This window comes from Kouleothrix sp. (assembly GCF_046328425.1).
Classification (GTDB): Bacteria; Chloroflexota; Chloroflexia; order Chloroflexales; family Roseiflexaceae; genus Kouleothrix.
Map to the genome: position 1 here is coordinate 42,247 of NZ_JAXLWP010000026.1, position 13,046 is coordinate 55,292.

The 13,046-nt window shown below is 67.3% G+C and carries 11 protein-coding genes and 1 tRNA gene; 4 read left to right on the plus strand and 8 right to left on the minus strand.

All coding sequences use genetic code 11. The features are described from left to right. Window positions 1-99 precede the first annotated feature (99 nt). Entirely contained in the window at window positions 100-1,014 is a 915-nt protein-coding gene (locus U0177_RS21915) for an aminoglycoside phosphotransferase family protein (protein WP_409572802.1), read from the plus strand. Window positions 1,015-1,278: 264 nt separating this feature from the next. On the opposite strand, the gene U0177_RS21920 is transcribed toward U0177_RS21915, so the two are convergent. The 3 genes from U0177_RS21920 to U0177_RS21930 all read right to left on the minus strand — a co-directional run bounded on the left by U0177_RS21920 (window position 1,279) and on the right by U0177_RS21930 (window position 4,423). Then, window positions 1,279-2,811, minus strand: coding sequence for an APC family permease (locus U0177_RS21920; protein WP_409572803.1), 1,533 nt, complete (start codon window positions 2,809-2,811; stop codon window positions 1,279-1,281). After that, window positions 2,811-3,149 carry a hypothetical protein gene (locus U0177_RS21925; RefSeq protein WP_409572804.1) on the minus strand — a complete coding sequence of 113 codons (339 nt, stop codon included), beginning with the start codon at window positions 3,147-3,149 and terminating at the stop codon, window positions 2,811-2,813. Before U0177_RS21925 ends, U0177_RS21920 begins: the two co-directional genes overlap by 1 nt. Window positions 3,150-3,487: 338 nt before the next feature. Then, a complete protein-coding gene (locus U0177_RS21930; RefSeq protein ID WP_409572805.1) occupies window positions 3,488-4,423 on the minus strand; it encodes an NAD(P)-dependent oxidoreductase in 936 nt (311 codons plus the stop codon). 426 nt (window positions 4,424-4,849) lie between these two features. Here U0177_RS21930 and U0177_RS21935 point away from each other — a divergent pair, with 426 nt between their 5' ends. Then, on the plus strand, window positions 4,850-5,989 hold the full coding sequence (locus U0177_RS21935) for an FIST signal transduction protein (protein ID WP_409572806.1): 1,140 nt from the start codon (window positions 4,850-4,852) through the stop codon (window positions 5,987-5,989). Further along, a complete protein-coding gene (locus tag U0177_RS21940) occupies window positions 5,990-7,309 on the plus strand; it encodes a PAS domain-containing sensor histidine kinase (RefSeq protein ID WP_409572807.1) in 1,320 nt (439 codons plus the stop codon). 7 nt (window positions 7,310-7,316) lie between these two features. Here the strand turns inward: U0177_RS21940 and U0177_RS21945 are convergent, their stop codons facing one another. The 5 genes from U0177_RS21945 to U0177_RS21965 form a co-directional block, all read right to left on the minus strand. After that, on the minus strand, window positions 7,317-8,387 hold the full coding sequence (locus tag U0177_RS21945) for a M42 family metallopeptidase (protein ID WP_409572808.1): 1,071 nt from the start codon (window positions 8,385-8,387) through the stop codon (window positions 7,317-7,319). Between the two features lie 317 nt (window positions 8,388-8,704). Next, on the minus strand, window positions 8,705-9,709 hold the full coding sequence (locus U0177_RS21950) for a hypothetical protein (RefSeq protein ID WP_409572809.1): 1,005 nt from the start codon (window positions 9,707-9,709) through the stop codon (window positions 8,705-8,707). A 42-nt stretch (window positions 9,710-9,751) separates the two neighbouring features. After that, the gene (locus tag U0177_RS21955; RefSeq protein WP_409572810.1) at window positions 9,752-11,017 is read right to left on the minus strand and encodes a glycosyl hydrolase family 18 protein; all 1,266 of its coding nucleotides are present in this window, start codon (window positions 11,015-11,017) and stop codon (window positions 9,752-9,754) included. Between the two features lie 32 nt (window positions 11,018-11,049). After that, a complete protein-coding gene (locus U0177_RS21960; protein WP_409572811.1) occupies window positions 11,050-11,415 on the minus strand; it encodes a metallopeptidase family protein in 366 nt (121 codons plus the stop codon). A 262-nt stretch (window positions 11,416-11,677) separates the two neighbouring features. Continuing rightward, window positions 11,678-12,295: an RNA polymerase sigma factor gene (locus tag U0177_RS21965; RefSeq protein ID WP_409572812.1), complete on the minus strand. Its 618-nt coding sequence runs from the start codon at window positions 12,293-12,295 to the stop codon at window positions 11,678-11,680. A 659-nt stretch (window positions 12,296-12,954) separates the two neighbouring features. On the opposite strand from U0177_RS21965, the gene U0177_RS21970 reads away from it, so the two are divergent. Beyond that, window positions 12,955-13,028 (plus strand) — tRNA-Gly (locus U0177_RS21970). Window positions 13,029-13,046: the final 18 nt, after the last annotated feature.

Genomic DNA, 13,046 nt, shown 5'->3' on the forward strand with positions numbered 1-13,046 from the left:
TCTCGCATGGCAGGGCTGCAGGGTGCCTTCAAGACTTTGAGTCTTTGTGGCAAACGTCCTATGCTCACCGTATTTGAGGGGTATTGCGCCTAGATGAGTATGGATCCAACAAGTGCATCCGCCGGGACGCCGGCTGCCGAGTGGGCGATCGACGCCGCGCTGGTTGCTGAGCTGCTCGCCGAGCAGCATCCTGATCTGGCAGATCTGCCGCTGCGCGAGGTCGACGCGGGCTGGGATAATGCGCTGTTTCGCCTTGGCGATGACCTCGCCGTGCGCCTGCCGCGCCGCGCGATCGCTGCGCCGCTGATCCTCAACGAGCAGCGCTGGCTGCCACAGCTCGCCGATCGCCTGGCGCTGCCGATCCCCACGCCCGTGCGCGTTGGCGTGCCTGCGCCGGCCTACCCCTGGCACTGGAGCGTCGTATCGTGGCTCGCGGGCCTCCCCGCCGATCAGCACGCGCCTGATGCCGCGCAGGCCGCGCCCTTCGCGGCGTTCCTGCGCTCGCTGCATGCCCCCGCTCCCGCCGATGCTCCGCCGAATCCGTTTCGCGGCGTGCCGCTGCATCAGCGCGCAGCGGCCGCCGAAGCGCGCATGCAGCGCCTTGCGAGTATCTCTGGCCTGATCACGCCGCAGATCGGGAAGATCTGGCAGGCCGCGCTGGAAGCTCCGCTCGACCTGCCGCCAACCTGGCTCCACGCCGATCTGCACCCGCGCAATGTGCTCGTCGAGCGCGGGCGTATCAGCGGCATTATCGATTGGGGTGACATCACAGCGGGCGATGCCGCGACCGACCTCGCCGCGATCTGGATGCTGTTTGCCGAGCCGCAGGCGCGCAGCGATGCCCTCGCGGCCTACGGCGACCTGTCGGCGGCAACGCTCAGGCGCGCGGCAGGCTGGGCGGTTCTGTTCGGCGTGATGCTGCTCGACAGCGGCCTGGTCGATAATCCGCGCAACGCTGCCATTGGTGCGCGCACCTTGCAGCGCGTGGCGGAGCCGGGCGAGCGCGTGGTGTAGCGGGCAAGCAAGGCGAGCCGGCGCCGCATATGCTTGGGAGATTGGGATAGGCAAAGCGAAATTCTCTTAGGAGTTACGCACTTGCCTTGTTCGGCTCGCTCAATCGGGCGCTTGTGCCTGCGGCAGCATGGTACTTCTCCATCTTCTGTATGCGGTTTTTCCGCGCGAAGCGCGGAAAACCGCATACAATAAATAAGGATAGTACTGCTCTGCCGAAGGCTGAGCACGCATACTGCCTAAGTCCTATCTCTATTGCACACAACATCAGCTATGCAGGTACCACGGCACGCCGACGATCACAATGCGCTCGTCGCCGTGCAGCAGCAGCAGCGCTTTGAGGATCTCGCCCTCCTGATTGTGCAGCAGGTAGTGGTACCAGTGGCGCTCGATCAGGTCGGGGATGATCACCGCGATCTGCCGATTGGGGTGCTCGTCCTTGATCGCGTTGATATAGCTCAGCAGCGGCCCGACCAGCCGCCGGTAGGGCGACTCGATCACGGCGAGCTGCGGCGCCGGCAGGCCAAGCTCGCGCACCGGCTGTTCCACCATCTCCGGCCACAGCGCCGCGAGGTCGTCCATCTTCTCGCTTGTGCGAACCTGCACGGCGTAGACTTCGTCGGAAAGCTTGAGCGCGAAGCGTAGCGATTTGTGCGCTACCCGGTCCCACCCTTTGATCGGCATGATCACCACCGGGTGGCGCAGGCCGCGTAGGTCGAGCGGCTGGTGAAAGGCAAGCTCGCGCGCGACGCCGCTGTAGTGCCGGTACACGGCGTAAAACACCAGCAGCATCGCCGGAATCAGCAGCAGCGTGATCCACGCGCCCTCGGCGAATTTTGCCACCAGCACCACCGCCAGCGTGATCGCCGTCGCCGCCGCGCCCACGCCGTTGATCGCGATATTGCGCCAGGTGTGCGGGCCATTTGCGCGCCACCAGTGCGCGACCATGCCGGCCTGTGAGAGCGTGAAGGCCAGGAAGGCGCCTACCGCGAACAGCGGGATCAGCCGGTCGGTGATGCCGCCGAAGATGATCAGCAGGATGGCGGCGAACGCGGTGAGCACGTAGATGCCAAGCGAGTAGACTAGCCGCCGGCCGGGCGTGCCGAAGCCATGCGGCAGGAAGTTATCGCGCGAGACGACGTGGCACAGCCTGGGAAACCCGGCGAAGCTGGTGTTCGCCGAGAGCGACAGCACGGCCAGCACTGCGCCGAGCGTCACGTAGTAAAAAACGCCGCGGCCAACCACCGCGCGCACCAGCTGCGAGAGCACGCTCTCGTACCCCGCCACGCCCGGCGGCGTCGCGCCGATGCCGTAGGCGCGCGACAAAAAGGCGATGCCGGCCAGCAGCACCACCAGGATGGCGACAATTGCCGTGAGTGTGCGCCGCGCGTTGAGCTGCGCCGGGCTGCGAAACGCGCCAACGCCGTTGCTCACCGCTTCCACGCCGGTCATCGCCGTGCAGCCGCTGGCGAATGCGTGCAGCAGCAGCCACAGGCTCAGCGTGGTGGCCGGCGCCGGCTGCGCCGGCAGCGCGTCGGCCGGCGCGGGGTGCCCGCCGCTCAGCAGCGCCTTCGCAACCCCCAGCGCCAGCACGATCAGCAGGCAGCCGACGAACAGGTACGTCGGGATCATAAAAGCCAGCCCGGACTCGCGCACGCCGCGCAGGTTGATCACCGCGATCAGCAGCAGCGTCGCCAGGCACAGCGGCAGAATGTAGGGCTGCAGAAACGGCAGCGCCGACACCAGCGCGCCCACGCCGGCCGAAATGCCCACCGCCACGTTTAGCATATAGTCGAGCATCAGCGCGGCAGCGGCCAGCAGGCTTGCCGCCGTCCCGGGTTCTCTTTGGCCACGGTGTACGAGCCGCCGCCGCTGGGGTAGGCGGCGATCGTCTGGCGGTAGGAGAAATAGACGATCAGCAGCAGGCAAATGATCACCGCCGTGATCGGTAGGATGTACAGCAGGCCGAGCGCGCCAAGCGGCAGCAGCAGGGTAAGCGCGGCCTCGGGGCCATAGGCCGACGAGCTGAGCGCGTCGAGGCCCAGCATGGGAATGCCCGCCAGCGAAGGCCTGACTTTCTGCCCTTCTTCTTCGTGGGTTGCTAGCGGCCGGCCAAACAGACGATCCGCGAGGGACATAGGCTTCCTCATAGCAAAGTTCGCTCGATAACTACACTCTGGCGGGGGTGGGCGCGGCTTCGCGCCCGGGATTTCTTTTTGAGTTGCACTTCGTGGCGAAGCCACGCAGTGCAACTCGCTCTACACGTGTAGGATTTACACAAGCCGGCGCGCTCCGCTCTTCGGCAGAGCAGTTCTCTTTATTCGAATCGTATGCGGTTTTCTGCGCTCCGCGGGGAAAAACCGCACACAGGCATAGCGTGAGCCATAAGCATGCCGAAGCACACAGCCCGCGCAAAGAGTGCCTCGGGCGCGTGGGCTGCGTGCTTCGGCATGCTCGGGCCTGCGGCGCCGTGTGGTTAGCCCGCGTCGGCCGGGTGGCGCACCTCCCACGGCGCGGTCCACGCGCCGGCCACGCGCAGGTCGATCCCGGCGTCCTCTTCGATCAGGCGGCACACCGACATCTCGCCCGCGTCTTCGCCGTAGCGCGCGGCGGCCTCGCGGAAGCGCGCATAGGTAGCCTGCGTCAGCTCCGAGCGCGTGCCCACCTGCTGCACCAGCTCGTCGATCAGTTGGAGATCCTTCAGGCATAGCGCCAGGCGGAATGAAGGATCGTAGTGCCCTGCGAAGATCGACGGCACGTCATGCTGAAGCACAAAGCTGTCGGCCGCGCCGCCCTTCATCGCCGCCCACCACACCTCGGGCGCCAGCCCGGCCTTTTTGGCCGTCACCATTGCCTCGCCGATCGCGGCGGCGTGGATCTTCCACAGCTGGTTGTTCACCAGCTTGGCCACGTAGCCATTGCCGTAGCCGCCGACGCGCCGCGTTTCGCCCAGCGCGGCCAGGATCGGCTGCACGCGCGCGACCGCGTCGTCGTCGCCGCCGACAAACATGATCATATCACCGCGTATTGCCGCGTCGACCGAGCCAGTCACCGGCGCGTCGACGGCGAAGCCGCCGGCCTGCTCGAACTCGGCCGCCAGCTCGCGCATAAGCGCCGGGCTGCTGGTGGTCAGGTCGATCCATCCTTTGCTGCGGCAGTCGCCGCTGAGCAGCCCGGCCGCGCCGCGAACCACTTGGGCCACCTGCGCCGGCCCAAACACCATGGTTATTACTACATCGGCGTGGCCGAGCACCTCGGCTGGGCTGGCGGCCCAGCGCGCGCCGAGGGCGACCAGCGGCTCGGCCGCCTCGCGCCGAAGGTCGTGTACCGTCAGCTCGAAACCGGCGCGCAGCAGGTTGCGCGCTGCGGCGCCGCCCATCATCCCCAGGCCAATAAACCCAAGACGCGGCATACGCAGGCCTCCACTTCGCTTGCAATCGCCCGCGCGACCTTTGCAGTGCGGCGCGGGCCTGGTACGGTATAGGCGCCATTCTAGCAGAAGCCGCCGTGGCACGCGTGCCCTTCGTGCGCCGGGGTGCTGCCAAAGTTTGGCGCGCTTTCTGGTAGAATAGTGCCGGCTCGTGTCCCTCGCAGGATGCCCGGCCCGCTCCTTTTCTGGTTCCAGGCTCGCCTGCTCTGTGCTCGGAGCGCGTATGCCGCGCGTGGCGCTTGCCACATCACGCAGCATGGTAGTATTGACGTGTGCGCGGCGCCGGAAATGTGCCAGGGAGTGGGCTGCGCGCTGCAACCTTTTCGTTCCTGACGCGGTATAACGCCTGAAATACTGGAATCGACGCCGGACGTGCGACGCACCCGGCGCCTTCGACATGAGGAATGTATGCGCAGCGAGCAACTATGCTGGATGCCACCCAGCGGCTGGCAGACCGCGCGACCAGGCGAGCTCGGCGACGAGGCTCAGCTGGTGCTGGTGTTCGGCGGCACCGAGCAGCTGCACGATCCACAGCCGATCGCCGCGCTGCGCCGCGCCTACCCGCGCGCGCGGCTGTTCGGCTGCTCGACTGCCGGCGAAATATGCGGCGACAGGGTCACCGACGGCACGCTCATCGCCACTGCGATCCACTTTGCACATACGCAGATCGACATCGCGTGCGTCGGCGTCAGCGCGATCGACGACAGCTTTCGCGCGGGCGCGCAGCTGGGGCGCGCGCTCGTGCAGCCCGACCTTACGCATGTGCTGGTGCTCTCCGACGGCATTACGATCAACGGCAGCGCGCTGATCGAGGGCCTTGCGAGCAGCCTGCCGCCGGGCGTGACGATCACCGGCGGCCTGTCGGGCGATGGCGAGCGCTTCGGCCAGACGCTGGTGCTGGCCGACGGCGCGCCCGCGCCGGGCCTGGTGGCCGGGCTGGGCCTGTACGGCAAGCGCCTGAAGGTCGGCTTTGGCTCGCTGGGCGGCTGGGATCCGTTTGGCCCCGAGCGGCTGATCACCCGGTCGTCGGGCAACGTGCTGTACGAGCTCGACGGCCGCTCGGCGCTGACGCTGTACAAGAAATACCTTGGCGAGCACGCCGCCGAGCTGCCCGCCGCCGGGCTACTGTTCCCGCTGAGCCTGCGCACGCGCACCGGCGAAACCGGCCTGGTTCGCACCGTGCTGTCGGTCGACGAAGAGGCCCAGAGCATGACCTTCGCCGGCGATATGCCGCAGGGCGCATACGCCCGCCTGATGATGGCCAACTTCGACCGGCTGATCGACGGCGCGATCGGTGCGGCCCGCACCAGCTACCACGCGATCGGCGACACGTCGCCCGACCTCGCGATACTGATCAGCTGCGTCGGGCGCAAGCTGCTGCTCAAGCAGCGCGTCGAGGAAGAGATCGAAGGCGTGCGCGATGTGCTTGGCCCGCACACGCCGATCACCGGATTCTACTCGTACGGCGAGATCTCGCCTTTCACGCCCGGCGCGAACTGCGAGCTGCACAACCAGACCATGACGATCACGACGCTCGCCGAGGAGTAGATGCCCGATCAGCTGCATAGCTTGCTGAAGCGCCAGCTCAAGCGCCACTTTGGCCCCGACGAGGCGATCACGCCAGAGTGGCGCGCGTTTGTGGCCGCTGTCAACCAGGCCTACCGCCAGTTCGACGACGATCGCCGGCTGCTCGAGCGCTCGCTTGAGCTTACCTCGCAGGAGCTGATCGGCGCGAACTCCGAGATGCGCGTGGTGTTTGAGCGGCTCATCAACAGCAGCGCCGACGGCATCCTGGCCTTCGATACCCAGTGCCGCTACCTGGTGTGGAACCCGGCGATCGAGCAGCTGTTTGGCCAGCGCGCCGCCGACGCGCTGGGCCGGCGCGCCGCCGACGTGCTGCCGAACTTCGTGGCCAGCGGCGAAGATCTGCTCTACCAGGCCGCGCTGGCCGGCCATACCACGGTGGCGGCCGACCGGCGCTATACCCTGCCCGGCAGCGAGCAGCCGGGCTTTTTCGAGGGCTACTACTCGCCACTGTTCAACGAGTCGGGCACGATCATCGGCGGCCTGGCGATCATCCGCGACATCACCGAGCGCAAGCGCGTCGAGGCCGAGCTGCAGCGCGCCAAGGAGGCGGCCGAGGAAGCCAGCCGCGCGAAAAGCGCGTTTCTGGCAAACATGAGCCACGAGCTGCGCACACCGCTCACCGCGATCATTGGCTACAGCGAGCTGCTGCTCCGAGAGTCCGATGGGCTAGGCCACGCCGAGATGCTCGGCGACCTGGGCAAGATCCTGTCGGCCGGCAAGCACCTGCTGTCGCTGATCAACGATGTGCTCGACTTCAGCAAAATCGAAGCCGGGCGGGTTCAGCTCGATCTGCAGACATTCGACCTCGCGCCGCTGGTCGACGACGTTGTGACGACCATGCGCCCGCTGGCGGCCGAAAACGCCAACTTCCTGCGCGTCGAGCTTGGCGCCGGCCTGGGCGCGATGCACTCCGACCAGCTGAAGATCCGCCAGACGCTGATGAATCTGCTCAGCAACGCCTGCAAGTTCACTCGCTGCGGCGCCATTGTAGTCACCGGCGAGCGCGAGATCGTCGACGGCGCGCCATGGGTGCGCCTGACCGTCGCCGATACGGGGATCGGCATCAGCGAGGCGCAGCTGGGCATGCTGTTTCAGCCATTCGTGCAGGGCGACGCCTCGACGACGCGGCGGTATGGCGGCAGCGGGCTGGGCCTGGCGATCAGCCAGCGCTTCTGCCAGTATATGGGCGGTGAGATCACCGTGAAGAGCGCGCTCGGGCAGGGCGCGGCTTTCACCGTGCGCCTGCCCGCCGTCTTGCCGGTGGCCGCGCCACGCCGGTAGCGCGGGGTCAGCGCGCGCGCGGCACGAAGTCGGTGTCGGGGGTCAGCGTGCGTACGAACGCGGCGATCAGCCGCGCGGCGTACTCGACATCGTCGAGCTGGATCATCTCGTTGGGCGAGTGCATGTAGCGATTGGGGATCGACACGACCGCCGTCGCCACGCCGCCGCGCGACAGGTGGATGGCGTCGGCGTCGGTGCCGGTGAGGCTGGGGCTCACGCCAACGCTGTAGGGAATGCCCTCGCGCTCGGCGATCTCGAGCAGCAGCTCATAGGCCACCGGGCTGTTGGTCGAGCCGCGCTCGATCACCGGGCCGCCGCCAAGGCTCACCTCGCCCTGGCGCCGCTTGTTCGCGTCGGGGTGATCGGTGGCGAAGGTCACGTCCACGACGATCGCCACCTGCGGCTCGAAGCTAAACGCGGCGGTGCGCGCGCCCACGAAATCGCCCACCTCTTCCTGGCTGGTGGCCACCGCCGCCACCGTGGCCTGGGGGCGGTCGGCCGCCAGCAGGCGCAGCGCCTCGGCCACGGTAAACGCGCCAATGCGGTTGTCGAGCCCGCGCGACACCAGGCGGCGGTGCGGCAGATCGTAGCACGGCGCGTCGATCACGCCGGCAGTGCCGACGCGCACGCGCTCGAGCGCCTCGGCCTTCGAGCGCGCGCCGATATCGATCCACATATCGTCGATCTTGCTTGCGTGCTCGCGCTCGTCGGCTTTCATCAGGTGGATGGGCTTCTTGCCGACCACGCCAATCAGCTCGCCGGCGCGGCCCAGCAGGCGCACGCGCTGGCCCACCAGCACCTGCGCGTCCCAGCCGCCGACGCCGGCAAACGACAGAAAGCCCTCGTCGTCGATATACGTCACCACGATGCCGATCTCGTCGATGTGGCCGGCGAGCAGCACGCGCGGCGCGCCGCCGTCGAGCGCGGCAAACGAGTTGCCGCGCACGTCGCCCCACACCCGGTCGGCGAACGCGCCGGTGTGGCCGCGCCACAGCTGCGCGGCGGCGGCTTCGTCGCCCGAGGGGCCGGGCGTGGCCAGCAGCTGCTTCAGAAACGCGATACCCTGGTCTGTGAGCATGGCTCTCCCTCCAAAGCTGTACCAACTCCGTTTGACTACTTGTGTTTTTGTGCTGGGCAAGCACATGCTGCACAGTGGTTATATGGTGCGGCGCGGCGAAGCCGCCCCGCACCCCCACCGTGCAGGGTGTATTTGCCCAATACAGATTACTTGTGTTTTCTTGTGCGGCGCCCGGCTTTGCCGGGCGCCGCACAAGAAAAAGAAATTTCGGGGCGGCGAAGCCGCCTGAACCCCCACCATAATCCAAGCGAGCAGCCGGATTTGGTATGAATAACCCAAGGCCAGCCATACACACTTCGTGCGCTGGAGCCGGCGCGCTAGCGCGCCGCCTGCGCAGGTATCGCCGCCGGCTGGGCCGCCGCAGGCGCCGCAAAGAGCTGGCCGGCATACTCGAGCTGGCGCGCGGCGTCGCCCATGCGCAGCGTGGCGCGGTTGGCGTACTGGATGCTAAGGGTGCTGTAGAACTCGAGCATGTCGTCGAGTGCCTTGCGCTCGATCTCGAGCCCGCCGAGGTAGGCGTTATGCGCCGGGGCCATAGCCGGCGGCGGCGACAGCGCGTCGAGCGTGCGGTACGCGCTGTCGATCTGCTCGCGCAGCGCGCGCGCCGCCGCCGCGTGGCCGATCGACGAGCCGCCGGGGTGGCTGGTGGCCTCGCGGTAGGCCGCCACTGCCGCGCGCAGCTGCTCGCGCGGGGCCGCCACCGCGCTGAGGTAGGCCAGCAGCCGCGCCTCGCGCGCGCTGGGCGGCTCGGCCTGAATGATCGCCGGGCGCGCCGGCCGCGCGGTGGCCTGGGCGGGCGGGCGCGCCGCTGCCAATGCCAGCGCCTCGTTGCGCGCGATCGTATCGCGCAGCACCAGGTTGAGCCCAAGTGTCAGCAGCAGCAGCAAGATCGGAATCAGCCACAGCACCAGCCGCGCGCGGCTGGTATCGCGGCGCGTTCGGCGCCAGCCAACCCACCATGCCTCGTGCTCGTGCGCCTCGGGCGCCGCCTGGGGCGCTGGCTCGGCCACGCGCGGCTCGGGCGCCGGAACCGGCTGCGCGGCGATCTGGCCACGCTGCTCGAGCCAGGCTAGGCCCTGCAGTGCGCGCTCGTTGTGTGGGTTCACCGTCAGCACCGAGCGCAGGCAGAAGGCGATCTCGTCGGGGGCGTCGAGCACACCCGAGAGCCACAGCCAGCCCAGCTCGTGGCGTGGATCGAGCTGCACCGCGCGCGCCAGCAGCCCGGCCGCCACCCGGCGCTGCCCGCCGCGCGCCGCAGCCACGCCGCGCTCGAACAGCCGCGCCGCCTCGCGCTCGTTTGATTTAATCGCGGTCTCAGCCATTGCGTGCGCCTAATAGACACGAGCTACGTGTTTGAAACATGCCTAATGCTGCGGCAGCGCGTTGTTCAGCATCCGCTGCGACTCGAACGGATCTTGCAGCAGCTTGGCGCGGATCACATCCCAGCTCTTCGGGTCTTCGCCGCCGAGCCGCCAGATCGCGATCCCCGCCAGGTCCATCTCCTGCACCAGGCCCAGCTTGGCCTCGAGGCCGCGGCTGGTGGCGAACCAGACCTTGCGGCCCTTGTAGGTGATCCAGCTCTCCTGGATCGCGCCATTCGCATCGCTCTCGGCGAAGTTAACCGTCAGGCCGTAGGTTTGAATCAGGTCGTTGATCGCTTGCCAGATCTGCGGCGTGGCATCGCCGCTACCAGGCCAGTTGTAGCCATAGAACGGCACGCCGATCACCACCTTGGCCGGGTCGACCACCGACTTGGCGTAGTCGGCCACGGCGCGCACCCAGTACACCGGTGCCACCGGGCCGGGGCCACCGCCGCGCCAGTGGTAGTCGTAGGTCATGATCCGCATGCGATCGACGGCCGAGCCGATCACCGACCAGTCTTGAAAGCGACCAAGTCCCTCGTTGTTGGCGGTCTTCGCGTGCACCGCGATCGTCAGCTGCTTGCCCTGGCCGTGCAGCGCCTGCCCAAGCTCGACGACAAAGGCCGAAAATTCGTCGCGCAGGCTGCTCTCGAGCAGCTCGTAGTCGATGTCGATGCCGTCGTAGTTATGCGACACAACCTCGGCCACGATATTGCGCACGTGCTGGCTACGCCGCTCGGGGCTGCGCAAAATCGCCGGCACGGGGTCGGGGCCGTCGACGATATTATGCACCGTGGGGATCACCAGCACGTTTTTGCTGTGGGCTAGCTCGATCAGCGCGCTGTCGCGCGCGTCGGAGCCGTGCAGCAAATTGCCGCGCGTGTCGGTCGAGTACCAGAATGGGCTGACTTCGTCGAGAATATCGGCGTTGGCCTCGAACGACTGGCGGTTGATCGAGTCGAACGAGTTGGGCAGCCACGCCGCGATGTAGCGGCCGGTCTTCGGGTGCACCTTGGCGACGCGCGGGTCGTCGTGCGGGGCGACATTCTGCAGCACGTCGGCGGTGTTGGCGGCCACCACGCGCGGTGGCAGCGGCGGCGGCGACGGCGCGGGCGCGGGTGTCTGGGTGGGGAACACCGGCGGCGAGCTGGCCTGGCGCGCGAGGCCCACCGTGTCGACGACCAGCGCCGCCCATACCAGTGTGGCGAGCGCGAATAGAGCGGCGGGCCAGGCCGTGCGCAGAGAGAAGCGGCGTCGACGGATCATCATCTATGGTTTGCCATCATGTGGGCGAGCGCCGGTCAGTACGCGCCCAGCTCGTGCAGGCGGTCATCGCTGATCCCAAAGAAATGCGCGAGCTCGTGCAGCACCGTGCGGCGCACCTGGGCGCGCAGCATTGCCGGGTCGGCGAAATCGCGCTCCAGCGGCTCCTGAAAGATCGTAATCACGTCTGGCAGCAGCGGGTCGGCGCTGCCGCGCGCGGTCAGCGGCACGCCCTCGTACAGCCCGTACAGCGATTGCCCTGGCCCAAGCCGGGCGACGCGGCGGTGCAGATCGGTTGGCCGCCTGGCGATCTGGATCGAGACATTCTCGACGTGCTGCGCGAACTCGGGCGGCAGCGAGTCGATCGCATCAAGCACTAGCTGTTCGAAAGCGTCGGCATCCATTATCTACTACTCCCGCGCGTCATTATACGCTTCGGAAGCATGAGGTGTCAAGCATTTCCGCGAATTACATGCCGGAAAGGTGAGGGGAATCGCAGACACGAGGGCGACAGTCGGGCCGTATTGCGGGGCATGTGCTGTGCGGCGGGGGCGGGAAGATCGGCGGGGCGTGCCGGAGACGCAGAAGGCACAGACGCTGCCGGCATCCGCGTGCGGCAGGCAATCTGTGCGCTCTGTGTCGCCTATCGAGCGGCGGGCTGCCAGGCTACACCGCCGGCACCATCGCGGCCTGCGAGCCAAGCTCCTGGGCCAGGCGGGTGAGGCCGCGGTGCTGCAGCGCCTTGACCGAGCCGACGGTGCGGCCGAGCGACTCGGCGATCTCGGCTAGGCTGCGGTCCTCGTCGAAGCGCAGGCGCAGCACCAGCCGCTGCTCGCGCGTTAGAATATCCATCGCGCCCTTGATCTCGTGGTAGGCGATCCGGCTCATGATCGCCTCGTCGGGCGGGTCGAGCGTGCCGAGCTGGCCTTCGTCGAGCGGCACCGAGTGGCGGCGGCGCGACTGGCGCAGCACGTCGACGGTGCGCGCGTAGGCGATGCGGTACAGCCATGCCGAGAACGGCCAGCCGCGGTCTTCGTAGCGGCCAAGGCTTTCGAGCACTTTCACAAATACATCGGCGCACACATCCTCGGCCTGCACCGGGTCGCCGAGGCGAGCGGCGATGTAGCGCTGGATCTGCGGCGCGTAGCGCTCGTAGAGCGCGCCGATGGCGTCGGCATCGCCAGCCTTGGCGCGGGCGATCAGGCTCGACTCAGGCTCGCTGGCCCAGCGCGGCTCGCCGGCGCTTTCGAATGAGTGAGACGCAAGTTCAAACGTTGGCAGCATCTTTAGCCCCTCTGAAAGCGATCGGCTATAAAGCCTTAATGCGCCGATCGTGCGGTCGGTAGATGTGTGCGACGTAGTTGTAGCGTGCGCGTGACTGCTGTTTCGTATGGGTGGAGTATAGATTTACGAGATGAATGAGCGGTGATCAAATTGGCCTGAGGGATGACGATGATCTGTGGGTGGGGGCGCAGGTGGGTGCGCGTGCGCTGGCGCGCCCACGCCGGCCGAAGCACCCGGTATGTGCTGATCGGGCGTATGTGCGCCTGTTCGGCGCGCCTAACTACGGCGCGTGCCCGGCCTGATGCGCCGGATCGGCCTGAGATAGGCGCCCCGATGACAGCTTGATTACAAAATGCGGGAGCCCCGCCGGCCACTGCACCGATGAATATAAAGGAACGACGCGCTGTCGTAATAACAAATCGTTCATTATTCGGCCGAGCACTTGCTGTGTGGTGAAGGGGCGGGGGCAGCATTGCCGCACCCGAATTTCTTTTGGGGCCTGTTTGAAAGGGGGAGGCGCGAGGGGTTATGCCCCTCGCACTTCCCTTCAGACTGCTTTTGAGAGATGCCTGCTTGGCGAAGCCGGGCAGGCATCTCTCAAAAGGGCGCACACGCCAATTTGACGAAAACGCGGCCAGCCGCTAGAATCGGGCAAGCGCGCGGGAGTGGCGTAGTGGTAACGCGAGAGCCTTCCAAGCTCCAGTCGCGGGTTCGATTCCCGCCTCCCGTACCAAACAGAAACGACGCTGGC

What these genes read in the sequence shown, in the direction of transcription:
- U0177_RS21915 (WP_409572802.1), top strand. Translation starts at nt 100, where the DNA reads ATGGATCCAACAAGTGCATCCGCCGGGACGCCGGCTGCCGAGTGGGCG.
- U0177_RS21920 (WP_409572803.1), bottom strand. Translation starts at nt 2,811, where the DNA reads ATGCTCGACTATATGCTAAACGTGGCGGTGGGCATTTCGGCCGGCGTG.
- U0177_RS21925 (WP_409572804.1), bottom strand. Translation starts at nt 3,149, where the DNA reads ATGTCCCTCGCGGATCGTCTGTTTGGCCGGCCGCTAGCAACCCACGAA.
- U0177_RS21930 (WP_409572805.1), bottom strand. Translation starts at nt 4,423, where the DNA reads ATGCCGCGTCTTGGGTTTATTGGCCTGGGGATGATGGGCGGCGCCGCA.
- U0177_RS21935 (WP_409572806.1), top strand. Translation starts at nt 4,850, where the DNA reads ATGCGCAGCGAGCAACTATGCTGGATGCCACCCAGCGGCTGGCAGACC.
- U0177_RS21940 (WP_409572807.1), top strand. Translation starts at nt 5,990, where the DNA reads ATGCCCGATCAGCTGCATAGCTTGCTGAAGCGCCAGCTCAAGCGCCAC.
- U0177_RS21945 (WP_409572808.1), bottom strand. Translation starts at nt 8,387, where the DNA reads ATGCTCACAGACCAGGGTATCGCGTTTCTGAAGCAGCTGCTGGCCACG.
- U0177_RS21950 (WP_409572809.1), bottom strand. Translation starts at nt 9,709, where the DNA reads ATGGCTGAGACCGCGATTAAATCAAACGAGCGCGAGGCGGCGCGGCTG.
- U0177_RS21955 (WP_409572810.1), bottom strand. Translation starts at nt 11,017, where the DNA reads ATGATGATCCGTCGACGCCGCTTCTCTCTGCGCACGGCCTGGCCCGCC.
- U0177_RS21960 (WP_409572811.1), bottom strand. Translation starts at nt 11,415, where the DNA reads ATGGATGCCGACGCTTTCGAACAGCTAGTGCTTGATGCGATCGACTCG.
- U0177_RS21965 (WP_409572812.1), bottom strand. Translation starts at nt 12,295, where the DNA reads ATGCTGCCAACGTTTGAACTTGCGTCTCACTCATTCGAAAGCGCCGGC.